Here is a 22219-nt window from a genome sequence, read left to right as displayed (position 1 = left end):
CGCGTGCCATTGGCAAGATATGTCACGGCGCCTGGGCACGGAGCTAAGACCACGCGCCGCGTGGAAAGCCTGAGGACAACTTCTCAGAGTTTCTGCAGATCCATCATCAGCTGGCGCGTGCGCAGCAAGGGGCTGCCGCAGTGGTATTGCAGCAGCGCACGCAACTGCGTCTTGAGATCGGCCGCCACCGGCGCCTCGGCTGTCGCGATGGCCCGCAGCGTGGCGGTGTAGCGCGCGGGCTCGTCCAGCGCGCCCTGCAGGGCCAGCCACTGGCCTCCCGAAAGCGCCGCCCGGTCGGCCGGCACGGCCGGGCGCAGGCCGGCTTCCGGCACGAGCGCGTAGCGCGCCGCCGCGTGCAGCGGAGCAAGCGTGGAGGTCTCGGCATCCAGGCCCGGCAGCAGGCCGATCTCGCGCAGCAGCAGCAGCTCGAAGCTGCGCAGCACGGGCTCCAGCGCATCGCCATGTTCCCCCTCGTGGTCCACGGTTGCCAGCACGCGCACCACGCCGGCATAGGTATCGAACAGCGGCGCGTGGGTGTCCTCGCGCGCCAGCAGCCGCAGGAGCAGTTCGTTGAGGTACAGGCCCGATAGCAACACATCGCCCGTCGGCATGACATGGCCACCCGCCCACTCCGCGCCCTTGAGCGCATGGATCTCGCCATGCCCCTCGCCGCCCAGCGTGTAGGTCACCCGCAGCGGCTGCAGCGGCAGCAGCACGGGCCGAAAGTTGGAGGTGGGCTTCTTCGCCCCTTTGGCGACCAGCGCCACGCGGCCGTAATGGCGCGTGAACGTCTCCAGGATCAGGCTGGATTCACTCCAGTCGTAGCTGTGGAGTACGTAGGCGGGCTCGTCGGCGATGCGGCGGGCGGCCATGAATTGCTATTTTTTTAATAGCTCCCAGCGCTTGACAGATGAGCGCTGGAGGCCGATTTGCTTGAAAATCCGTGTGCAAGCATCCCCGGCGCCGCGTGACGTCGCCACTGCACCACCCGTCAGAGCGCAGCGAAACGGGCCACGCCAGAAGCCTCCGCGGAGCGAGCCTTGCCCAGCCACCGCGTCACCCCTGTGCCCGCGAAACGCAGCGCCGCGCGCAGGGGAAGACGGCACAGCCGTTCACGGGACGGTCCTATTCATAACCGAAGGAGCGCACGCGCGCTTCATCATCGGCCCAGCCGGAACGCACCTTGACCCAGACCTCCAGAAACACCTTGGCATCCATGAGCTTTTCAAGCTCCTGCCGTGCCTCGGTGCTGATGCGCTTCAGGCGTTCGCCCTTTTCGCCGATCACCATGGCCTTGTGACCGTCGCGCTCCACCACGATGGTGGCCGCGATGCGGATGAAGCGCTTGTGCTGCTTGCTCTTTTCCTCATCGAACTTGTCGATGACCACCGTAGAGGTGTAGGGCAATTCGTCGCCCGTGAAGCGGAACAGCTTCTCGCGCACGGTTTCAGAGGCGAGGAATTTCTCGCTGCGGTCGGTCAACTCGTCCTCGGCATACCACCAGGGCTGCTCGGGCAGGTACTTTTCGCAGATGCCGTACAGGCGCTCGATATCGCCCTTGTTCTTGGCCGACATGGGCACGAACTCCGCGAACGGGTGCCGGCCCTGCATGTCCCGCAGCCACGGTGCGATCTCGGCGCGGCGGTGCACGGTATCGAGCTTGTTGGCGATGAGCAGCGTGGGGATGCCCGGCTTGAACAGCGACAGCACCTTGGCGTCGGCCAGCGTGAAGCTGCCGGCCTCGACCACGAAGAGAATCAGGTCCACGTCGCCGATCGCGCCCATCACGGTCTTGTTGAGCGACTTGTTGAGCGCGGTGGAATGCCGGGTCTGAAAGCCCGGCGTGTCCACGAACACGAACTGCGTGGCGCCGCGCGTGCGGATGCCCGTGATACGGTGGCGCGTGGTCTGCGCCTTGCGACTGGTGATGGAAATCTTCTGCCCCACCAGCGCATTCATCAGCGTGGACTTGCCCACATTGGGTTTGCCCACGATGGCGATCAGCCCGCAGCGCTGCCCGCTGGCCTCGGCCGGGGCATCGCCGCCGGGGCGCGCGGCCGCCAGCATGGCTTCCAGGTCATTTTGGCCGCTAGCGCCCGAATCGTCTGCGCTACCAGCTACGGTTTCAGTAGCATTCATACGTTTTTCGCTTTCAACTGGGCCAGCATGGCACCGGCAGCGGCCTGCTCAGCGGCGCGGCGCGATGCGCCGCTGCCGCGCTCCACGCGCTGCAACTCGACCACCTCGCACTCCACATGGAACACCTGGTTGTGCGCGGCGCCCGTGGTGGAGACGACCCGGTACTGAGGCAGATTCATTTTGCGGCCCTGCAGCCACTCCTGCAACGCGGTCTTGGCATCCTTCGCCGCCTCCTGCAAGCGCGGACTCAACTCCACGCCCTCGAACAGGCGGTGCACCAGCCGCTCGGCGCACTCATAGCCGGCATCCAGGTACACCGCGCCGATGATCGCCTCCAATGCATCGGCCAGGATGGACGGGCGCAGCTTGCCGCCGGACTTGGCCTCGCCCTCCCCCAGGCGCAGCACCGGCGGCAACTGCAGCCGCACGGCGATCTGGTGCAGCGAGTCCTGCTTGACGAGCAGTGCACGCACGCGCGACAACTCCCCTTCGGGCAGGTCGCGCATGCGGCGAAACAGCAGGCTGGAGACCGCGAGGCTCAGCACCGAGTCGCCCAGGAATTCCAGGCGTTCGTTGTGGTCCGCGCTGAAGCTGCGGTGGGTGAGCGCGCGCTGCAGCAGCGACGCATCGGAGAACTGATGCTGCAGGCGTTGCTGCAGCGTGGAGAGACTGGCCGGTTGCACTAAGACTAGTAATTCGGGGGTTGGGTCGATTCCTGGAAGCGGTAGACCAGGAAGGCCGGTCCCGCCAGGGCAATTTCACGCGAATAGCTGAATGACACCACGATCTTGTCATTGCGCTTGGTGATTTCCAGGTCCTTGCCGGCAATGGAATGGATGTCGTCAATGGCTGCTGCCCGGTCGAACGCTGCGCGGATCTCGGGCACCGTCGAGCCGTCGCGCGCCGCCTTCACCGCGGCCTTCTTGATCGCGAAGTATTCGAGGAAGATGGGTACGGACTGCCCGCCAATCGCGAATGCGGCCACGGCGATCAGGCCCACGAAAATCACGCCGATGAACGACAGCCCCCGCTGACGCGAACGAGTGGTGGTGCGTTGTGCTCCCATGTCTGCTTCCCTCTCTGCCAATACTGGTTAGTTGAACGGTCCGATGCGCTTGAGATTACCGAAGTTCATCCACACGAAGAAGGCCTTGCCTACGATGTTCCCGTCCGGCACGAAACCCCAGTAGCGCGAATCGAGCGAATTATCGCGGTTGTCACCCATCATGAAGTAGTGCCCTTCAGGCACCTTGCAGGTCACGCCCTCGACGCTGTAGCGGCACTGATCGCGGAATTGGTAATTGCTCGCACCCTGCACGAACGCCGGAACTTCGGGGTTGTTGAGAAGACGGTGCGGGTGTGCCCCCAGTTGCTCCTCGAACTGCTTGAAATAGCGCATCGCGTCCGGGTCGAAGAAATCCGGTAGTGCCGTGGTGGGCACTGGCGTGCCATTCACCGTCAGGCGCTTGTTCAGGTAGGCCACCTCATCCCCTGGGATACCCACCACGCGCTTGATGTAGTCCATGTTGGGTTGGGGCGGGTAGCGGAACACCACCACGTCACCACGCTGCAGCGGATTGCCTTCAGTGATCTTGGTGTTGATCACGGGCAGGCGCAGGCCATAGGTGAACTTGTTCACCAGGATCAGGTCGCCCACGAGCAGCGTCGGGATCATCGAACCCGAGGGAATCTTGAAGGGCTCGAACAGGAACGAGCGCAGCAGAAAGACGATGGCGATCACGGGGAAGAGCCCCGCCGTCCAGTCCAGCCACCAGGGTTGCATGAGGATGCGCCCCTTGGCTTCCTGCAGGTCGTCCTGGTCCACCTTCTGGATGCCCATGCGATCCAACTCGGCGCGGCGCTGGGCCGCTGCGGCCTCCAGTGCCTGCGCGGCCTGGCGGCGCCGGGGCAGGAAGATGAAGCGCTCGGCCAGCCAGTACGCCCCGGTCACCACCGTGGCCAGGAACAGCAGCAGCGCGAAGTTGCCTTCGAGCGCGCCGAAATACCACGCGCCCACATAGCCCACGAATGCCGCGAGCACCGCGGCCGTGATGTATTGCATGACTTGCACAGCGATCAATCCTCAACCTGCAGAATCGCCAGGAAGGCCTCTTGCGGCACCTCCACCGACCCAATCTGCTTCATGCGTTTTTTGCCTGCCTTCTGCTTTTCCAGCAGCTTGCGCTTGCGGGTGATGTCGCCGCCGTAGCACTTGGCCAGCACGTTCTTGCGCAATGCCTTGATGGTCTCGCGCGCGATGATGTTGGCGCCGATGGCCGCCTGGATGGCCACGTCGAACATCTGGCGCGAGATGATCTCGCGCATCTTCGCCGCCACCGCACGGCCGCGGTATTGCGACTGGCTGCGGTGCACGATGATGGACAGCGCGTCCACCTTTTCGCCGTTGAGCAGGATGTCCACCTTGACCACATCGGAAGGGCGGTACTCCTTGAACTCATAGTCCATCGAGGCATAGCCGCGCGAGACACTCTTGAGCTTGTCGAAGAAGTCCAGCACGATCTCGCCCAGCGGCAGTTCGTAGGTCAGCATGACCTGGCGGCCGTGGTACTGCATGTTCATCTGCACGCCGCGCTTCTGGTTGGCCAGCGTCATGACCGGGCCCACGTAGTCCTGCGGCATATACAGGTGCACGGTCACGATGGGCTCGCGGATCTCCTGAATCTTGCCCTGGTCGGGCATCTTGGACGGGTTCTCGACCATGATGACCTCGCCATCGCCCTTGACCACCTCGTACACCACGCTGGGCGCGGTGGTGATCAGGTCCTGGTCAAATTCGCGCTCCAGGCGTTCCTGCACGATCTCCATGTGCAGCAGCCCCAGGAAGCCGCACCGGAAGCCGAAGCCCAGCGCCTGCGACACCTCGGGCTCGAAGTGCAGCGACGCATCGTTGAGCTGCAGCTTTTCCAGGGCGTCGCGCAGCGCGTCGTATTGGTTGGCTTCCGTCGGGTACAGGCCGGCAAACACCTGGGGCTGGATTTCCTTGAAGCCCGGCAGCGCCTCCGTGGCGGGGCCCAGGTTGTTGGGCAGCTTCTTTTCCAGCGTGATGGTGTCGCCCACCTTCGCTGCCTTCAGTTCCTTGATGCCGGCGATGATGTAGCCCACCTCCCCCGCCTCCAGCGCATCGCGCGACTGCTGCGCGGGCGTGAACACACCGAGGTTGTTCGCCTCGTAGGCCGCGCCGCTGGCCATCATCTTGAAGCGTTCGCCCTTCTGCAGCCGGCCATCGACCACACGGACCAGCATGACGACGCCCACGTAGGAGTCAAACCAACTATCGATGATCATCGCGCGCAGAGGCGCCTCGGACTGGCCGCGCGGGGCCGGCACCTTGGCAACGATCTGCTCCAGCACGTCGTCGATGCCCATGCCTGTCTTGGCCGAAATGGCAATGGCTTCGCTTGCGTCGATGCCAATCACATCCTCGATCTCGGCCTTGGCGGTGTCTGGATCGGCCTGGGGCAGATCCATTTTGTTGAGCACGGGCAGCACTTCCACACCCAGATCCAGCGCGGTGTAGCAGTTGGCCACGGTCTGCGCCTCGACGCCCTGCGATGCATCGACCACCAGCAATGCACCCTCACACGCCGAAAGCGAGCGCGACACCTCATAAGAGAAGTCCACGTGGCCCGGCGTATCGATCAGGTTCAGGTTGTAGACCTTGCCATCACGCGCCTTGTATTGCAGTGCCGCGGTCTGCGCCTTGATGGTGATCCCGCGCTCCTTCTCGATGTCCATCGAGTCGAGCACCTGTGCTTCCATCTCCCGGTCGGCCAGTCCCCCGCAGCGTTGGATGATGCGGTCAGCAAGCGTGGACTTGCCGTGGTCAATGTGCGCAATGATCGAAAAATTTCTGATGTGGTTCATCAACGGGATACGACAAGTATTTGAACCGCAAGGCTCATGACAAGAAAAAAGGGCGCGTCAAACAAGCGACGCGCCCTGAACCAACAATCTTTGGCAACTGCGATAGTTGGAGCTTCATTGTAGGCAAAAAGGCCCCGACAAGGGGTGCGTCCTACAAGCGCCCGGGGTCGTTGCCGGGCTGCAACGAGGCACTTATCCACATCTTATTCAACCAACACATCTCATATTGCTGAATAACAAGTGAACAAGCCATGGAAAACCTGTGCATGACTTAGCGCGTTTTCCGCATGGCGACGTCCAAGGTGGAGTTATATTGATTGGCGCCTTTGAAACGCACTTATTCTATCAATAAGTACATAGCGCCCCGTTGATACCAACCCTGCGAAAGAGCGTTCCCCGCTACGGAATCGCAGGGCTCCAGCGAGCCCTGGCGACGCTGCCTAACGGCTGGGGCGGATCAGCGCATATTGCGCCCATTCGCCGCGACGGAAAAGCACGTTGATGGGTTTCCCCATGTCAGCCTTCGCTAGTACCGCTTCGAAATCCTTGAGGTTACGGACTTCGGTGTTAGCCAGCGCGATGATCACATCGTCTGCCCGCAGACCGGCACGCGCCGCCGCGTCGTTGGCAGAGACCACGCGCACCCCCCCCTTCACCTTCAGCTCCTTCGCCTGCGCAGCGGTCAGGTCGGCAACGACCAAGCCGATCTGCTGAGCCGCTGTCGAGGACTTGCCCTTGCCTTCTGCTTCGGCTGCCTTGGCTGCCACCTTTTCATCGGGCTCCACCTCGGCAATGGTGATCGACAGGTCGCGCAATGCGCCACGGCGGAACACCGTGATATGGGTCTTGGTTCCTGGCTTGGTGTTGCCCACCAGGCGGGGAAGGTCAGACACCTTCTCGACGGCCTTGCCGTCATAGCGCGTGATCACGTCGCCCGCCTCGATGCCAGCCTTCTCCGCGGGGGATCCAGTCTCCACGCCGCGCACCAGCGCGCCGTCGGTTTTGCCAAGCCCGATGGACTCCGCCACATCCTTGGGAACCGAGCCAATCTGAACACCAATGCGGCCACGGCTCACACGACCGCTCACGCGCAGTTGCTCGCTCACGCGCATGGCCTCGTCAATGGGAATGGCGAACGAGATACCCATGAATCCGCCGGAGCGGGAGTAGATCTGGCTGTTGATGCCCACCACCTCGCCCCGCATGTTGATCAGAGGGCCGCCGGAGTTACCGGGATTGATGGCCACATCCGTCTGGATGAAGGGCAGATAGTCGCCCGTATCGCGCTGCTTGGCACTCACGATGCCGGCGGTCACGGTGTTTTCCAGGCCAAAGGGAGAGCCGATTGCCATGACCCATTCACCCGCTTTAAGACGGCCCACGTCACCCACCTTTACCGCGGGCAGTCCCGTGGCGTCGATCTTGACGACGGCAACGTCGGTGCGCTTGTCCGAGCCAATGATCTTGGCCTTGAACTCCCGCTTGTCCGTCAGCGTCACGATCACTTCGTCCGCCCCCTCCACCACGTGGGCGTTGGTCATGACATAGCCGTCAGGACTCAGAATGAACCCCGATCCCACGCCACGCGGCTGCTCTTCGGGCTGCGCACGCTGCGGCCCTTGCTGGCGTGGAATGTTGGGCACCGGGACACCAAAGCGCCGGAAGAACTCCAGCATGTCTTCATCCATGCCCCCGATGGAGGGCCTCGCCGTCACCTTCTCGGTTGTGCGAATGTTCACCACGGACGGTCCCACCTGCTCGACCAGTTCGGTGAAGTCAGGCAGGCCACGCACCACGGCAGCAGGCTGGGCCTGCACCGAAGCGGGCGCCGCCACCAAGCCTGCGCCGCCCATTGCCAAGGCGATGGCCATAGCGCAGGGCCACCATGCGCGCTTTGCACGGAGTTTCGTCATCATCAGCCTTTCTTTTCCAGACAACCCGCAACAGCGGGAATAGCGGTTTGTGAGAAAGCCGCGCGCATTGGTTCCCGTACACCGGGAACGGCGTGCATCACTCGTCCTTGCGTTGGACGGACTCGATGAACCGCTGGAGCGTTCGGGCAGGAACTTCCCCCACAGCGGTCACCCAGGCAGTTTTGTGCACCTGCCGGCCCACCACTTGTGTGGCGCCCATACTGGCACTGCGCACAGATGCAGCATGGCGTGCCGCATCGAACGGCTCCACAAAGACGGAAAGCGTGGCCAAGCCGTCTGAGTAAATGCACTGCAATAGCGGGGACGCCATAGCCATCACGTCTTTGCGATAGCAGCCCTGGGAGACGAATCCGGTCACCGCCTTGCCCATGGTCCAGCCTTGCGCTTCGGCCGTCGTCCGCTGAAGAGGGACCTTCACGAGACGATACCCCTGCAAGTCCTCCATCATCTGTTCGATGCGCGACAGATCCGCCGGGACATCCAGATTCAGTTCCGAAAATGCCGCCTGCTCCAGGAGCCGACCTTCGCCGTCCAAGGTCTGCATCTTGACAACCAGTCCAGACACACGATCCACCCAGATCTGGTAGCCGAATCGCCAGGCATCACGGGGCTGGAATAAAAGCCGATCGGCATCCCTCCCGGCCACGCGCTCCTGCCCGAGGGCCCGCAGTGCGTAATGCTGCGAAGGATGGACACCCTTGGCATCGGCAACACGCGGAAAAGAACCGGGCACGTCGCGCAATTCGCTGCGTACCACACGGGCATGCGGAAGGAAGGTGCGGACCTCCTCTTCGCGCCGGAAGACCACCCGTGGTGTTCCGCTCAGCGCCTCGACCCGCTCAATTTGCCGCGCACCCTCGCAGGCATGCCAGATCCGGGAACTGACCATGGCCCCATTGGAAGAAAGAACCACGAACGTGCCACGGTAGCTGCGAAACAGCGAAGCATGGTGCATGCGCGCAACCCACTCCGCCACGTCGCGTGGTTCGCCAGGGGTCGTTGGTGCGGGGCCTGACATGCAGTTCGCCGCAGCCACGCCACAGAGCATCAAACCGCCACACACCAACCACCATGACCGCAACCTGCGGCAGCACTGCATTACTCGCCACCGAATCACGCGCCTGGACTCCCTAGCCTAGACATTCCAACGATGAGCCCGACCCTTTAGCGCGCAGGCGCTTCAAACGTGGCGTTCCGCAGGAAGCCTGCCGGCATCTGCAGTGCAGTCGTGCTGCCAAACTGCTTGTGCGCCGCGAGCAACTCATCCAGACGCGGATCACGCAACATGACCTGTTGCCCATCAGGGCCGGCGGCTGTGGCCAGCAGAGCGGGCGCCGTGGCCGTCATGGCTGGCTGGGCCGCCGCCAACTGCGCACCTGCCGGGCGGCCGTCACCTTCGGCGCCCAGATAAACACTCCATCCAACAGCCGCGACTGCGGCAAACGACGCGAACCCTGCCGCCACCTTCCAGCGGAACACTTCGGCGTTGGCTGCGTTGTCTTTCGTCCGCCCCACCTTCATAGAGGCCACGTGACCTACTTCCACGGCCGGCAAACGGGGCGCCGGTTCGCGCGCCAGTTGCGTGCGCAGGCGGTCTACGAGTTCAAGGTCTCCCATGCCCGCTGCTTCAGAACTGCGCAGGGTGTCACCTATCAAATGGTAGAGCTGCCACGTCGCCCGCCCCTCGGCGTTCGCGGCATAGGTGAGCGCGTGCGCAAATTCTTCGCCCTGCAACTCCCCATCGGCCAAAGCCGACAGCTGTTCTCGCATCATCATGTCGTCGTTCATGGTGTTTACTCGCCAAACCGCGCCATTGCCATTCACACGCCTACCACCGCTTGCCGGAGCGCTTCTCCAGCAAAGGCTTGACCCGCGCGGAAATTGCCTCGCGCGCACGGAAGATCCGCGAGCGCACCGTACCGATGGGGCATTCCATGGCTACGGCAATTTCCTCGTAACTCAACCCCTCGATCTCCCGCAGAGTCACGGCCTGCCGCAAATCCTCGGGCAGTGCCTCCATGGCCGCATTGACAGCGGCAGCGATTTCCTGGGCCGCCAACACGGTTTCGGGGGTTTCGTCGCTGATTAGTTCACGATCCAGGAAGGAAGTTTCATCTTCGGAGTCGCTGCTGCCGCGAAGAGCGCTCTCCGTGACAACCGGATTGCGTTTCATGTCTACCAGCGCCTTCTTGGCGGTGTTCACGGCGATGCGGTAGAGCCACGTATAGAACTGCGCCTCTCCACGGAACTGGTGCAAGGCTCGGTAGGCGCGCAAAAAGGTTTCCTGCGTGATGTCGGCCACCAGATCGGTATCGCGCACCATACGCCCCACCAGGCGCTCGATGCGCCGCTGGTATTTGATGACCAGAAGTTCATAGGCGCGCTGGTCCCCCGCGACGGTGCGCTCGACCAATCGCAGATCACTGTCGGCGGGCTCTTGGGGCGCGGGCGATGGGGTCGTCATGTCTTGTGGGATGCTCCGCCACCCTGCGGGGGTGGCATTCCGTCGGTTGTCTGCTTCGCGGGCGCGCCAGCGAGGGGGCCGCCACGGGCGCGCGAATATACCGCACGCCGCAGAGCCGGCCATTGGAGAGGGTCGCTTCTGCATTCCATCCACAGCCATTGCCGTGTGTGGGATGCACCTTGCACGGAAAGCATCAGGATGGTCTGAAAGTCAAGATGCACCGCGGGTGACTGATCCACGGGCATACGCATGCCCGCTCGCCCAGTCTCCAACCACCACAGGCTGCCATCCCACACCAAAAAGCCTTCCGGCAGGCGGTGCCAGAAGCGCCAGGCCGCCGCCATACCCAACACCCAGGCCACAGCACCAACCCAGGCGCGCATGGCCAGGTCGGGCTGACGTCCATGGGATAGCAACCAGACCGATAGACAGGCCATGCCGGCCAGCGCCAACACGACAAGGGTGCGGGCCACCACGAGCGAGCGGCCATAGGGGTAGCGAACGGCGGGAGCGTGCAAGGACTCACGCATGGCGGACGTTAGCCAAACACTGGTGAGGACGAGCCCGCCCGATGATCCAGAGACTCGCGGACGCGCCGGCCGCCGCGCCAGGCCCGATCAATCAGACGCGCCGAAACACCAGCGTTCCGTTGGTGCCACCAAAGCCAAAATTGTTCTTGACTGCGATGTCGATCTTCATGTCCCGCGCCGTGTTGGCACAGTAGTCCAGATCGCACTCCGGATCCTGCTCGAAGATATTCGTGGTAGGAGGCACCTTCTGCTGGTGCAAAGCGAGTACGGTGAACACACTCTCAATGCCTCCCGCTCCACCAAGCAAATGCCCGGTCATCGATTTGGTCGAACTCACCACCATCTTCTTGGCATGGTCACCCAGTGCCGCCTTGATGGCATTGGTTTCGTTGAGATCCCCCAGCGGCGTGGACGTGCCGTGCGCATTGAGGTAATCCACCTCGTCGACATTCACGCCGGCATTGCGCAGTGCGGCAACCATGGCACGCCGCGGGCCATCCATATTGGGTGCCGTCATGTGCCCGGCGTCGGCGCTCATGCCATAGCCCAACACCTCGGCGTAGATGCGCGCGCCACGCGCCTTGGCGTGTTCGTACTCCTCCAGCACCAGAACCCCCGCACCCTCCCCGAGAACGAAGCCATCGCGGTCCTTATCCCAGGGGCGTGACGCCGTCTGCGGATCATCGTTGCGCGTGGACAGGGCACGCATGGCTGCGAAGCCGCCCACACCCAGGGGCGAGACGGTGGACTCCGTACCGCCAGCGACGATCACATCGGCGTCCCCGTATTCGATCTTACGGGCCGCTTCGCCGATGCAGTGCAGGCCCGTGGTGCAGGCTGTGACCACCGACAGGTTCGGTCCCTTGAAGCCGAAGCGCATCGACACCTGGCCAGCCACCATGTTGATGATGGATGCAGGGACGAAAAACGGCGTGATGCGGCGCGGCCCCCGGTTGGTCAACTCCGCATGCGTGTTCTCGATCAGCGGCAGTCCGCCGATGCCGGAACCAATGATGCAGCCGATGCGGGTGGCCAATTCATCGTCCAGCGCCTCGCCCGTGGGCAGACCAGCGTCGCGCACTGCCTCTTCGGCCGCCGCGATACCGTAATGGATGAACGTATCCATTGTGCGCGCATCTTTGGCACTGATGAAGGAGTCCAGGTCAAAACCCTTGACCTCGCCAGCTATCTTGCAGGCAAAGTTCGTCGTATCGAACTTGGTGATGAGGTCTATGCCGGATTTCCCGGCGAGGATGTTGGCCCAGGCATCGGCCACCGTATTGCCAACGGGGGTGATGCAACCCAGGCCGGTCACGACAACGCGACGACGGCTCATGCGCTAAACCTTTGCTGATGGGATGCCGCGCCCCAGGGAGTGCGGGGCGGCAGCGACTTAGGCCTTCTGGTGGGTATTGGCGTAGTCGATGGCGTTTTGCACCGTCGTGATCTTCTCTGCGTCTTCGTCAGGGATCTCGATGCCGAACTCGTCTTCCAGCGCCATCACCAGTTCCACCGTGTCCAGCGAGTCGGCACCCAGATCTGCCACGAAGGCTTTTTCGTTGGTGACTTGGGACTCTTCCACGCCGAGTTGTTCGGCAATGATTTTTTTGACACGTGCTTCGATATCGCTCATGGTTTCCCTCAGGGGGTTGTGAATGAATCCGCGATTCTAGCCGCTCCGGGTAAAGCCCCGTAGCAGCCCGCCGTACGGACAAAACGGCGTCAACTGACTTTAATTACATGTACATGCCGCCATTGACATGCAACTCTTGTCCCGTCACATAACCTGCACCAGCCGATGCAAGGTAAGCCACGGCATGGGCGATGTCACTGGGCTGCCCCAATTCGCCCATGGCGATCTGAGATTTCAGCGCTTTTTTCTGCTCTTCCGGCAGATCGGCAGTCATGTCGGTGGCAATGAAACCCGGAGCCACGCAGTTCACCGTGATACCGCGGCTGCCCAGTTCACGCGCCAACGCGCGGGTCATACCTGCCACACCAGCCTTCGCGGCCGCGTAGTTGGCCTGTCCGGGGTTGCCCGATGCGCCCACCACGCTGGTGATACTGATGATGCGCCCAAAGCGCTGTTTCATCATGGGCCGAATAGCCGCACGGCTGACGCGGAAAACGGCCTTGAGATTGGTGTCAAGCACGGCATCCCAGTCGTCGTCCTTCATGCGCATGGCCAGCGTGTCACGCGTGATGCCCGCGTTGTTCACCAGCACATGCAGGCCCCCATGCTCCTTGACGATGGCATCCACCAGCGTGTCCACTGCTGCGCCGTCGGTCACGTTCAGCTTGACGCCCTTGCCACCGTGGGCCGCCAGGGCCTGGCCGATGCGCTGCGCGCCTTCATCCGTGGTGGCCGTACCAATCACCCGCAAGCCCCGCTCGGCGAGCTCGGCGGCAATGGCGGCTCCGATGCCGCGGGTGGCGCCGGTAACCAGCGCAATCTGGGGAGAGGCGGATTCACTCATGCCAGCAGTTCCTTGGTTTCGGCCAGGGTGGCCGGGTCAAACAGTGAGGCGCCAACCAGTTCGGGGTCGATGCGCTTGGTCATCCCGGCCAGCACCTTGCCGGGCCCGCATTCGATCACATGCGTCACGCCACGCGCCTTCAGCGCCTGCACACACTCCACCCAGCGCACCGGGCCGAAGGCCTGCCGATAGAGTGCATCGCGGATGGCATCTGCGTCTTGCTGCACCGCGACGTCCACATTGTTGACCACGGGAATGCGCGGAGCGCCCAGTTCCAGTGCAGCGAGCGCGGCACGCAGTTTTTCTGCGGCGGGCTTCATCAGGCTGGAGTGGAAGGGCGCCGACACCGGCAGTGGCAGTGCACGCTTTGCGCCCGCTGCCTTGAGCACTTCGCAGGCTTTCTCCACGCCCGCCTTGGTACCCGCAATCACGGTCTGAGCGGGATCGTTGAAATTCACGGCTTCCACCACATCGGTGGATCCAGCACCAAAGCTGGCCGTAGCCTCGGCGCAACCGGCGATCACTTTAGCTGACTCCAGCCCGAGGATGGCCGCCATGGCGCCTGCACCCACTGGCACGGCCTCCTGCATGGCGGCGGCACGCAGGCGCACCAGCGGAGCTGCCTGGGCCAGACTCAAAACACCCGAGGCCACCAACGCGGAGTATTCGCCCAGGGAGTGCCCGGCCACGGCGACCGGCAGTGCCCCGCCCTCAGCACACCACACACGCCAAGCCGCAATCCCGGCCACCAGCATCACCGGCTGGGTGTTGGTGGTAAGGGCCAGCGCCTCCTTGGGCCCCGCATGAATCAACGCACCGACGTCTTCGCCGAGCGCCTCGGAAGCCTCGCGCAGCGTCTCGGCCACCACGGGATGGTCACCCCAAGCGTCCAGCATGCCCACCGACTGCGAGCCTTGGCCGGGGAACACAAATGCAAAAGTTTTCGACATGGTCAAACAGTTCAAGACAAAAAGCGGCTCCAGCGCTTGCACAGCAAGCGCCAGCAGCTACATTTTCAGGAGCACCGCACCCCAGGTGAAGCCGCCGCCCACCCCTTCCAGCAGCACCGTCTGGCCCGGCTGGACCTGGCCATTGCGCACGCCATGGTCCAGTGCCAAGGGAATGGAGGCGGCCGACGTATTGCCGTGCTGATCCACCGTGACCACCACCTTGTCCATGGACAGCTTCAGCTTACGCGCCGTGCTCTGCATGATGCGAATGTTGGCCTGGTGGGGAATCAGCCAGTCGATATCGGCGTCGGTCATGCCCGCCTTGTCCAGCGTGGCGCGCGCCGCTTTCTCCAGCACGCCGACGGCCAGCTTGAAGACGGCCTGGCCATCCATCTTGAGCAAAGGGTCGCCCAGAATCTGACCGCCGTAGACGTTGCCCGGCACGCAGAGGATGCCAACATGGCTGCCATCGGCATGCAGGTCGCTCGCAAGGATGCCGGGCGCTTCCGAGGCCTCCAGCACCACTGCGCCGGCGCCGTCGCCGAACAGCACACAGGTGGTGCGGTCGTTGAAATCCAGAATGCGGCTGAAGACCTCGGACCCCACGACCAGCGCACGGCGCGCTCCACCGGAGCGGATCATGGCGTCGGCCACCGTGAGTGCATAGACGAAGCCGCTGCACACGGCCTGCACGTCGAAGGCGGGGCAGCCATTGGCACCCAGCTTGTTTTGCAGAATGCAAGCGGTGGAGGGGAACACCATGTCCGGTGTGGACGTGGCGACGATGATCAGGTCAAGATCTTGCGCCTGGCAACCGGCGGCCTCCAGCGCGCGGCGCGATGCTTCCAACGCCAGGTCGCTGCTGGTGACGTCCCGGTCGGCGAAATGGCGTGCGCGGATGCCCGTGCGCTCCACGATCCATTCATCGGAGGTCTCGATGCCCTGCTGCGCCAGCTGGGCCACCAGGTCATCATTGGTTACCCGGTGCGGCGGCAAATAGCTGCCGGTGCCGGTAATGCGTGAATAGCGTGTCATTGGGGGAGGCACGGCCGGTCAGGAAGCGGGCTGGGCGTCTGCGGCTGCCAGCAAAGGCGCCGCATGCGCAACCCGCGCGCGGACGCGGTCGAGCAGGTTGTTGCGGGCCGCATCATACGCCCGGATCAAAGCCTGCTCGAAAGCCAGCGCGTCGGCCGAACCATGGCTCTTGAACACGAGCCCCCGCAGTCCGAGCAGGGCGGCTCCGTTGTAACGCCGGTGATCCATGCGCTTCATGATGGCAGATAACACCGGATAAGCGACGATGGCAGCAATTTTCCTGAAAAAGTTGCGCGAAAACTCCTGTTTGAGCGCTCCCGCAATCATCGATGCCACGCCCTCACTGGCCTTGAGTGCCACATTGCCAACGAAACCGTCACACACCACGATGTCCACAGTGCCCTTGAAGATGTCGTTGCCTTCCACATTACCGTGAAAGTTCAGGTCGCCGGATTTGGCCGCAGAACGCAGCAGTTCACCGGCTTTCTTGATGACATCGTTGCCCTTGATGACCTCTTCGCCAATGTTCAGCAATCCTACGAGCGGTTCATCGCGGTCCTGCAGCACCGACACCAACGCAGATCCCATGACAGCGAATTGCAGCAAATGCTCGGCCGTGCAATCGACATTCGCGCCCAGGTCCAGCACCGTGGTGGCACCGCCTTGCGCATTGGGCATCTGGGTGGCGATGGCGGGGCGGTCGATGCCGTCCAGCGTCTTGAGCAGATAGCGCGCGATGGCCATCAGCGCGCCAGTGTTACCGGCGGAGATGGCCGCATGCGCCACGCCATCCTTGACTTGCTGGATGGCCACGCGCATGGAGGAGTCTTTCTTGCGACGCAGCGCGACCTCCACCGCATCGTCCATCGTGACCACCTCCGACGCCACGACATGCGTCACGCGCTCGTGTACCAGACCCTGCAGGCTGTCCTGCCCACCCACCAGGATCAGGCGTGCGTCAGGGTGATGCTCCAGGAACTGTCGGCACGCGGGAAGCGTGACGCCGGGGCCATGATCGCCCCCCATGCAGTCAACAGCCAGTGTGATCATCGGCAAATCGTCAAGCCGTCAGGCGGCCGTTAAATAAAAGGGCCATTTTGGCGCATGCCAAAACGACAAAGGCCCGCGCTACATTTTTCGTAGCAGCGGGCCCGGAGGGTGCGCAGCCTGGATCAGGCTTCGGATTTGTTCTTCAGTACCTGACGGCCGCGGTAGAAGCCGTTGGGGCTGATGTGGTGGCGCATATGGGTTTCGCCGGTCGTGGGCTCCACGGCGATGCCAGGCACCGTCAGGGCATTGTGCGAACGGTGCATGCCGCGCTTGGAGGGAGACTTCTTGTTTTGCTGAACAGCCATGATCGGCTCCTAGGGTCTTGAAAGGGTTGGTGAAAAACGCGATCAGCCCATTGAAGACACGAGGGGATTCGCGCGAAGCCCTCGATTATATCTCAAATGATTTTTGATCGGAACCGCCGAACGGGGCCGTTTCTCAGGCGTCCGGATTGTCCTTGCGAAGCCCTGCCAGGGCTGCAAACGGATTGGGCTTTTCGGCACTGGCCTGCTCGAAGTCCTCGTCGCTGGAGGCCAGCGTGACATCTGTCGGGCATTCCTCATGGCGCGGCACCACCGGCAGGGCCATGAGCAGTTCGTCTTCGATCAGCTCGCGCAGATCGAACTCGCGGCTCAATGCCAGCAGGTCCTCATCGCTGTCGCCATCCAGTGCCTCAGCGGTGGCTTCATCGGCCACGAAGCGGAATTCGCGCTCTACCTCTAGGGGCACGTCCACGGAATGCAGACAGCGCTGGCAGGTCATCGGCAAGGTGGCGCTGGCTTTCAGACGCAGCCAGACCTGGCCGCCCACGCCGTGCGTGGTGCGCACTTCGCCGTCCGCCGCCCAATCCACGCGCAGATCCGGGTGCAGCCCCTGCGCCTCCTCGGCCAGACGCTTGTATTTGAGCAGCGTGTCATGACCGGACAGGTGAGCGCCGGCCTGTGCAAAAGCCTTGACGTCCAGCCGGTCGGGGGAGTGTTCCTTGGTCATGCTGGGCAGTGTAAGAGAATCCAGGCATGCCGGATTTCTCCCCCCTGTCCCGCTCCCTGGTATTGGGATCGACCTCGCGCTACCGGCGCGAACTCCTGGCCCGACTGGGCCTGCCCTTCGACGTGGCTGCCCCCGCGGTGGACGAGACACCGCGGCCGGACGAAGCCCCGCGCGCGCTGGCACTGCGCCTGGCGCTGGCCAAGGCGCGCGCCGTGGCCAGCCTGCATCCGCAGGCCATCGTGATCGGCTCCGACCAAGTGGCAGACCTGGACGGCGAGCCGTTGGGCAAGCCCGGCAACCACGAACGCGCCACCGCCCAGTTGCGCCGCATGCGTGGCAAGACCGTGGTGTTCCACACCGCCGTGGCGGTGGTCTGCCAGGACTGCGGCTTCGAGCTGGTGGACCTGGCGCCGGTGCGGGTGCGCTTTCGTGACCTTTCGGACGACGAGATCGAGCGCTATCTGCGTGCCGAGCAGCCGTACGATTGCGCCGGAAGCGCCAAGAGCGAGGGCCTGGGCATCGCGTTACTCGACGCGATCGACAGCGACGACCCCACCGCCCTGATCGGGCTACCCTTGATACGCACCTGCCGCATGCTGCGCGCCGCAGGGCTGGTGCTGCCATGAGCGAAAGCACTGCAACGGTTGGCCCGACCCCGGCTCGGGGCACCCTGTATCTGGTGCCCGCGCCGCTGGACTTCGGCTGCGAGAGCCAGGCACCCCTGACCGAAGCCCTACCGGAGGGCACGTTGCGCCAAGCCGCACGCCTCACCCATTGGATTTGCGAGAACGCCAAGAGCTGCCGCGCCTACCTCAAGCGCGTGGACGCGCTGCACCCGCTGGGGGCGCCGCTGCAGGCGCAGCAGATCACCGAACTGCCGCGCGAAGTGCACAAGAAGGGCGACCACGGCGCCCGGGGCCATGCATCGTTCGACGCACGTCCGCTGCTGGCGCCGGCATTGGCAGGGCACGACATGGGCCTGGTCAGCGAGGCGGGCATGCCCGCCGTCGCCGACCCCGGCAGCTCCGTGGTGCGCGCGGCGCATGACCTGGGGCTGCGCGTGGTACCGCTGGTGGGACCGGTGTCGCTATTGCTGGCACTGGCAGCCAGCGGACTCAACGGCCAGAACTTCGCCTTCGTGGGCTATCTGCCGCAGGACGCAGGCGAGCGCACCAAACGCCTGCGCGAGCTGGAAACTCTGGCCCACAAGCAGGGCCAGACACAGCTTTTCATCGAGACGCCTTACCGCAACGCCGCACTGTGGCAGGCGCTGCTGCAGGGGCTGCAGCCGCAGACCCGGCTGGCGCGCGCAAGCGGCCTGACGCTGGCCGATGCGCAAGTTGCCAGCCACACGGTGCGCGAATGGCGCCAACACACCGCCGGCACGCCGGACAACCGTGTACCCACGGTCTTCGCCATCGGTGCGTAGGCCGCACGCACGGCCCCGGTTAATTCAAAAATAATAGCTTGCAGCGCTTGATAGATAAGCGCTGGAGCCTGATTTAACCCAATATCAGCGCAGCTGCGGCAGCTGCAGCGCAGCCAGGCCCTTCACGGCGCCCATGCCTACCGCGGCGCCAAACTTCTTGGCCAGGCGCTCGGCCACGTTGTCACGGCGGGTGTAGTCGATCACGTCCTCGGCCTTGACCACCTCGCGCGCCACGTAGTCCAGGTTGCCCAGCTGGTCGGCCAGTCCCATCTCCACCGCCTGCTGGCCCGTCCAGAACAGGCCGCTGAAGGTTTCAGGCGTGACCTTGAGCCGGTCGCCCCGCCCCTGCTTCACCACGCCGATGAACTGCTGGTGGATCTGGTCGAGCATGGCCTGGGCGTATGCGCGCTGGGTTTCGGTCTGGGGGCTGAACGGATCGAGAAACCCCTTGTTCTCACCGGCGGTGAGCAGGCGGCGCTCCACCCCCAGCTTTTCCATGGCGCCGGTGAAGCCGAAGCCGTCCATCAGAACGCCGATGCTGCCCACGATGCTGGCCTTGTCCACGAAGATGCCGTCCGCCGCCGCCGCGATGTAGTAGGCCGCCGAGGCACAGGTTTCCTCGACCACGGCATAGACGGGCTTGTTGTACTTGGCCTTCAGCCGCACGATCTCGTCGTTGATGATGCCCGCCTGCACCGGACTGCCGCCCGGCGAGTTGATGAGCAGCACCACGGCCTGCGAACCCGCATCCTCGAATGCGCTGCGCATGGCGGCTACGACAAATTCGGCGCTGGCCTCGGCGCCCGCGGCGATCTCGCCCTTCACGTCCACCACGGCCGTATGCGGCGTGCTCTTGCTGGTTGCGGTCATTTCGCGCGAAAGCGCGGCCCAGATCACCGCGCCCGCCAACAGGACCCACGCCAGGCGCCAGAAGTTGCGCCAGCGGCGCGCCGCGCGCTGCTCGGCCAGGGTGCCGAGCACCAGCTTCTCCAGCGTCTCGCGCTCCCAGCCGGGAGCGGCTGCGGCCTTGCTCGCTTCATTTTTTGTAGCTTGTTGCGCCCACAGGTCGGGCGCTGCGGGCGGATTTCCCTCAAATCCCGTGGGTTCGGTGCGGGTCGGATCGGTCATGGAGTCAAAACTCTACGGTGTGCAGATGGAGGGCAGTATGCCAGCGCACCCGGCCCCCTTCCTCGGACAAGGCGATCTTCACCAGCCCGCCGCGGCACGGACCGCCAGCGCAGGCTCCCGTGTCGGGCTGGTAGGCCGCGCCATGCGTGGCACACAGCAGCCAGCGGCCGGTGTCGTCGAAAAACTGACCTTCCTGGTAGTCCATCTCCATCGGTACATGGGTACAGCGGTTCAGGTAGGCGTGCACGCGGCCCTGATAGCGGATGGCGAAAGCGCGGCAGATCTGGCCGCAGTAGCGCACGTCGAACGCCACGGCGCGGCCGCCATCCACCAGTGCCTCGCTGGGGCAGAGGTCGATGCGTTGCTCCACCGGAGTCGCCATTACGCGTGCTCCTGCAGCCAACGGTGCAGATCGGCCACGGACGAAGCCACGCACAGCGGCCCCAGTTCGGCAAAGCCCGCCGTGTCGTGCGCGCCATAGCCCACGCCCACGCTGGCACAGCCCGCGGCGCGGGCCATTGCGAGGTCGTGCGTGGTGTCGCCGATCATCAGCAGGCGCTCGGGCTCCACGCCGAACTCGGCCATCAGCTCCTGCAGCATCAGCGGGTGCGGTTTGCCGGCGGTTTCGTCCGCGGTGCGCGAACCGTCGAACATGCCACGCAGCTGTACCTGGTGCAGCACCTGGTCCAGGCCGCGTCGGCTCTTGCCCGTGGCTACGGCCAGCAGGTGGCCGCGCGTGCGCAGGCCCTCCAGCATGGGCAGCACGCCGTCGAACAGGCTCAGGTCGTCCTGGTGCTGCAGGTAGTGGTAGCGGTAGCGGTTGCCCAACTCCGTATAGCGCTCGCGCGGCACGTCGGGGGCCGCATGGGCCAGGGCCTGCGGAAGCGCCATGCCGATCACCCAGGCGGCGGCTTCATCCGTAGGCACGGTGCCGCCCACATCGCGCACCGCATCCTGAATGCTGCGCACGATGATGGCGGTGGAGTCAAACAGCGTGCCATCCCAGTCGAAGGCAATGAGATCGAATCGGCGCGGGCGGAAATCAGGCATGTGCGGGGTCGTCGGAAAGGAAAGCGGTCAGTTCGGGCGGCAATTCGGCGCGCAATTCCAGGCGCTCACTGCTGGCCGGGTGGTCAAACTGTAGCCGCCATGCGTGAAGGAACATGCGCTTCAAGCCTTGCTTCTGCAGGCGCCGGTTCAGGTCGAAGTCCCCATACTTGTCGTCGCCCGCGATCGGGTGGCCCTGGGAGGACAGGTGCACGCGGATCTGGTGCGTGCGCCCGGTCTTGATGGTCACCTCCAGCAGGCTCATTGCCGGCAGGCCCTGCAAGGGGCGCGGCGCGAGCTGGCTGCGCACCTTGACCAGGGTGACGGAGCGCATGCCGTCCGGGTCGTCGGGCGTGGTCACGCGCACGCGGCGCTCGCCATCCTCCTGCAGGTATTTGTGCAGCGGCGTGTCGATGACCTTCTTGTTGGCGGGCCAGTGGCCGGTGACCAGCGCCAGATAGGTCTTGCCCGTCTCGCGCCCCCGGAACTGGTCCTGCAGATGTGTGAGCGCCGAGCGCTTCTTGGCCACCAGCAAAATGCCCGAGGTCTCCCGGTCCAGCCGGTGCACCAGTTCCAGGAAGCGCGCCTGCGGGCGCGCCTGGCGCAACTGTTCGATCACGCCAAAGCTCACGCCGCTGCCGCCGTGCACGGCCGTGCCGGCGGGCTTGTCGATGGCGATCAGGTGCTCGTCTTCCAGCAGGATGGGGAATTCGCGCGCGGGCGCGGGGCGCTCCGCCTTGTCCAGCACCTTGTCGGACACGCGCACGGGGGGCAGACGCACCAGGTCGCCCGGTGCCACGCGCGCGTCGGCGCTGGTGCGCCCCTTGTTCAGGCGGACCTCGCCGCTGCGGATGATGCGGTAGACGTGGGTCTTGGGCACGCCCTTCAGGTGGCGGATGAGGAAATTGTCGAGCCGCTGGCCCGCGGATTCGGCGTCGACCTCGACGATGCGGGCCGCCGGGGCTTCTGGCGGGGTGCGGCCAGCGGCCGGTTTGCCCCCTATAATGTGTTTCACCTGCGCGACGAATGTGTAAGTGGTTGATTTGTCTGGAGTTTAATGGACCCAGCCCGGCTCGGCGCGCAGCATGGTTGATGCCAACGGGCGTCATGCGCGCAGATTGCAGGCCGGTTGCCTGCGAAGGTCCGCATGCCGGCCGTGCA

At 64.2% G+C, this 22219-nt stretch carries 25 protein-coding genes; 2 read left to right on the top strand and 23 right to left on the bottom strand.

The genetic code is table 11. The features are described 5' to 3' along the window. Positions 1 to 83 precede the first annotated feature (83 nt). From recO to MRB47_RS06080, 19 genes are all read right to left on the bottom strand, one after another. Positions 84 to 872 (bottom strand): DNA repair protein RecO, encoded by a 789-nt coding sequence (gene recO / locus MRB47_RS06170; RefSeq protein WP_252102206.1) that lies wholly within the window; start codon positions 870 to 872, stop codon positions 84 to 86. A 253-nt stretch (positions 873 to 1125) separates the two neighbouring features. Beyond that, on the bottom strand, positions 1126 to 2139 hold the full coding sequence (era, locus tag MRB47_RS06165) for a GTPase Era (protein WP_011806387.1): 1014 nt from the start codon (positions 2137 to 2139) through the stop codon (positions 1126 to 1128). Continuing rightward, positions 2136 to 2822, bottom strand: a complete 687-nt coding sequence (gene rnc, locus MRB47_RS06160; RefSeq protein ID WP_123675902.1) for a ribonuclease III — start codon at positions 2820 to 2822, stop codon at positions 2136 to 2138. Before rnc ends, era begins: the two co-directional genes overlap by 4 nt. Positions 2823 to 2827: 5 nt before the next feature. Then, positions 2828 to 3205 (bottom strand): DUF4845 domain-containing protein, encoded by a 378-nt coding sequence (locus MRB47_RS06155; protein ID WP_123675901.1) that lies wholly within the window; start codon positions 3203 to 3205, stop codon positions 2828 to 2830. Positions 3206 to 3232: 27 nt separating this feature from the next. Beyond that, positions 3233 to 4210: a signal peptidase I gene (gene lepB / locus MRB47_RS06150; protein WP_088888474.1), complete on the bottom strand. Its 978-nt coding sequence runs from the start codon at positions 4208 to 4210 to the stop codon at positions 3233 to 3235. A 5-nt stretch (positions 4211 to 4215) separates the two neighbouring features. Next, positions 4216 to 6024, bottom strand: a complete 1809-nt coding sequence (gene lepA, locus MRB47_RS06145) for a translation elongation factor 4 (RefSeq protein WP_011806391.1) — start codon at positions 6022 to 6024, stop codon at positions 4216 to 4218. Between the two features lie 440 nt (positions 6025 to 6464). Further along, complete coding sequence (locus tag MRB47_RS06140; protein WP_252102205.1) at positions 6465 to 7895, bottom strand: DegQ family serine endoprotease; 1431 nt, start codon at positions 7893 to 7895, stop codon at positions 6465 to 6467. Between the two features lie 139 nt (positions 7896 to 8034). Continuing rightward, entirely contained in the window at positions 8035 to 9057 is a 1023-nt protein-coding gene (locus tag MRB47_RS06135) for a MucB/RseB C-terminal domain-containing protein (protein ID WP_411275734.1), read from the bottom strand. 65 nt (positions 9058 to 9122) lie between these two features. Next, positions 9123 to 9746, bottom strand: coding sequence for a sigma-E factor negative regulatory protein (locus MRB47_RS06130; RefSeq protein ID WP_252102203.1), 624 nt, complete (start codon positions 9744 to 9746; stop codon positions 9123 to 9125). Positions 9747 to 9786: 40 nt separating this feature from the next. Further along, on the bottom strand, positions 9787 to 10422 hold the full coding sequence (gene rpoE / locus MRB47_RS06125) for an RNA polymerase sigma factor RpoE (protein WP_103737424.1): 636 nt from the start codon (positions 10420 to 10422) through the stop codon (positions 9787 to 9789). After that, positions 10419 to 10952 carry a hypothetical protein gene (locus tag MRB47_RS06120; protein WP_252102202.1) on the bottom strand — a complete coding sequence of 178 codons (534 nt, stop codon included), beginning with the start codon at positions 10950 to 10952 and terminating at the stop codon, positions 10419 to 10421. The genes rpoE and MRB47_RS06120 overlap by 4 nt, the downstream gene beginning before the upstream one ends. A 91-nt stretch (positions 10953 to 11043) precedes the next feature. Beyond that, on the bottom strand, positions 11044 to 12288 hold the full coding sequence (gene fabF / locus MRB47_RS06115) for a beta-ketoacyl-ACP synthase II (RefSeq protein WP_252102201.1): 1245 nt from the start codon (positions 12286 to 12288) through the stop codon (positions 11044 to 11046). Positions 12289 to 12345: 57 nt separating this feature from the next. After that, positions 12346 to 12585, bottom strand: a complete 240-nt coding sequence (acpP, locus tag MRB47_RS06110) for an acyl carrier protein (RefSeq protein ID WP_003058049.1) — start codon at positions 12583 to 12585, stop codon at positions 12346 to 12348. A 103-nt stretch (positions 12586 to 12688) separates the two neighbouring features. After that, on the bottom strand, positions 12689 to 13429 hold the full coding sequence (fabG, locus tag MRB47_RS06105; protein ID WP_252102200.1) for a 3-oxoacyl-ACP reductase FabG: 741 nt from the start codon (positions 13427 to 13429) through the stop codon (positions 12689 to 12691). After that, positions 13426 to 14379: an ACP S-malonyltransferase gene (gene fabD / locus MRB47_RS06100; protein WP_252102596.1), complete on the bottom strand. Its 954-nt coding sequence runs from the start codon at positions 14377 to 14379 to the stop codon at positions 13426 to 13428. The genes fabG and fabD overlap by 4 nt, the downstream gene beginning before the upstream one ends. Positions 14380 to 14436: 57 nt before the next feature. Then, the gene (locus MRB47_RS06095; protein WP_011806400.1) at positions 14437 to 15414 is read right to left on the bottom strand and encodes a beta-ketoacyl-ACP synthase III; all 978 of its coding nucleotides are present in this window, start codon (positions 15412 to 15414) and stop codon (positions 14437 to 14439) included. An 18-nt stretch (positions 15415 to 15432) separates the two neighbouring features. After that, complete coding sequence (plsX, locus tag MRB47_RS06090; RefSeq protein WP_252102199.1) at positions 15433 to 16464, bottom strand: phosphate acyltransferase PlsX; 1032 nt, start codon at positions 16462 to 16464, stop codon at positions 15433 to 15435. Between the two features lie 122 nt (positions 16465 to 16586). Continuing rightward, a complete protein-coding gene (gene rpmF / locus MRB47_RS06085) occupies positions 16587 to 16769 on the bottom strand; it encodes a 50S ribosomal protein L32 (RefSeq protein WP_011806402.1) in 183 nt (60 codons plus the stop codon). Positions 16770 to 16902: 133 nt separating this feature from the next. Continuing rightward, a complete protein-coding gene (locus tag MRB47_RS06080) occupies positions 16903 to 17454 on the bottom strand; it encodes a YceD family protein (RefSeq protein ID WP_252102198.1) in 552 nt (183 codons plus the stop codon). A gap of 26 nt (positions 17455 to 17480) precedes the next feature. Here MRB47_RS06080 and MRB47_RS06075 point away from each other — a divergent pair, with 26 nt between their 5' ends. Then, positions 17481 to 18080, top strand: coding sequence for a Maf family nucleotide pyrophosphatase (locus MRB47_RS06075; protein ID WP_252102197.1), 600 nt, complete (start codon positions 17481 to 17483; stop codon positions 18078 to 18080). Then, on the top strand, positions 18077 to 18883 hold the full coding sequence (locus MRB47_RS06070) for an SAM-dependent methyltransferase (protein WP_252102196.1): 807 nt from the start codon (positions 18077 to 18079) through the stop codon (positions 18881 to 18883). Before MRB47_RS06075 ends, MRB47_RS06070 begins: the two co-directional genes overlap by 4 nt. Positions 18884 to 18967: 84 nt before the next feature. On the opposite strand, the gene MRB47_RS06065 is transcribed toward MRB47_RS06070, so the two are convergent. Genes MRB47_RS06065 through MRB47_RS06050 form a run of 4 tightly spaced genes read right to left on the bottom strand, consistent with a single transcriptional unit; the run spans position 18968 to position 22073 of the window. Continuing rightward, a complete protein-coding gene (locus MRB47_RS06065) occupies positions 18968 to 20011 on the bottom strand; it encodes a S49 family peptidase (protein ID WP_252102195.1) in 1044 nt (347 codons plus the stop codon). 4 nt (positions 20012 to 20015) lie between these two features. Next, positions 20016 to 20393: a Rieske (2Fe-2S) protein gene (locus MRB47_RS06060; protein ID WP_011806407.1), complete on the bottom strand. Its 378-nt coding sequence runs from the start codon at positions 20391 to 20393 to the stop codon at positions 20016 to 20018. Beyond that, positions 20393 to 21061: an HAD family hydrolase gene (locus tag MRB47_RS06055; protein ID WP_015913984.1), complete on the bottom strand. Its 669-nt coding sequence runs from the start codon at positions 21059 to 21061 to the stop codon at positions 20393 to 20395. Before MRB47_RS06055 ends, MRB47_RS06060 begins: the two co-directional genes overlap by 1 nt. Next, positions 21054 to 22073 (bottom strand): RluA family pseudouridine synthase, encoded by a 1020-nt coding sequence (locus MRB47_RS06050; protein ID WP_123675887.1) that lies wholly within the window; start codon positions 22071 to 22073, stop codon positions 21054 to 21056. Before MRB47_RS06050 ends, MRB47_RS06055 begins: the two co-directional genes overlap by 8 nt. Positions 22074 to 22219 lie beyond the last annotated feature (146 nt).

Source organism: Diaphorobacter sp. LI3 (assembly GCF_022807955.1).
GTDB classification, from domain to species: Bacteria; Pseudomonadota; Gammaproteobacteria; order Burkholderiales; family Burkholderiaceae_C; genus Diaphorobacter; species Diaphorobacter nitroreducens.
This window is presented reverse-complemented; position numbering and strand designations above follow the sequence as displayed.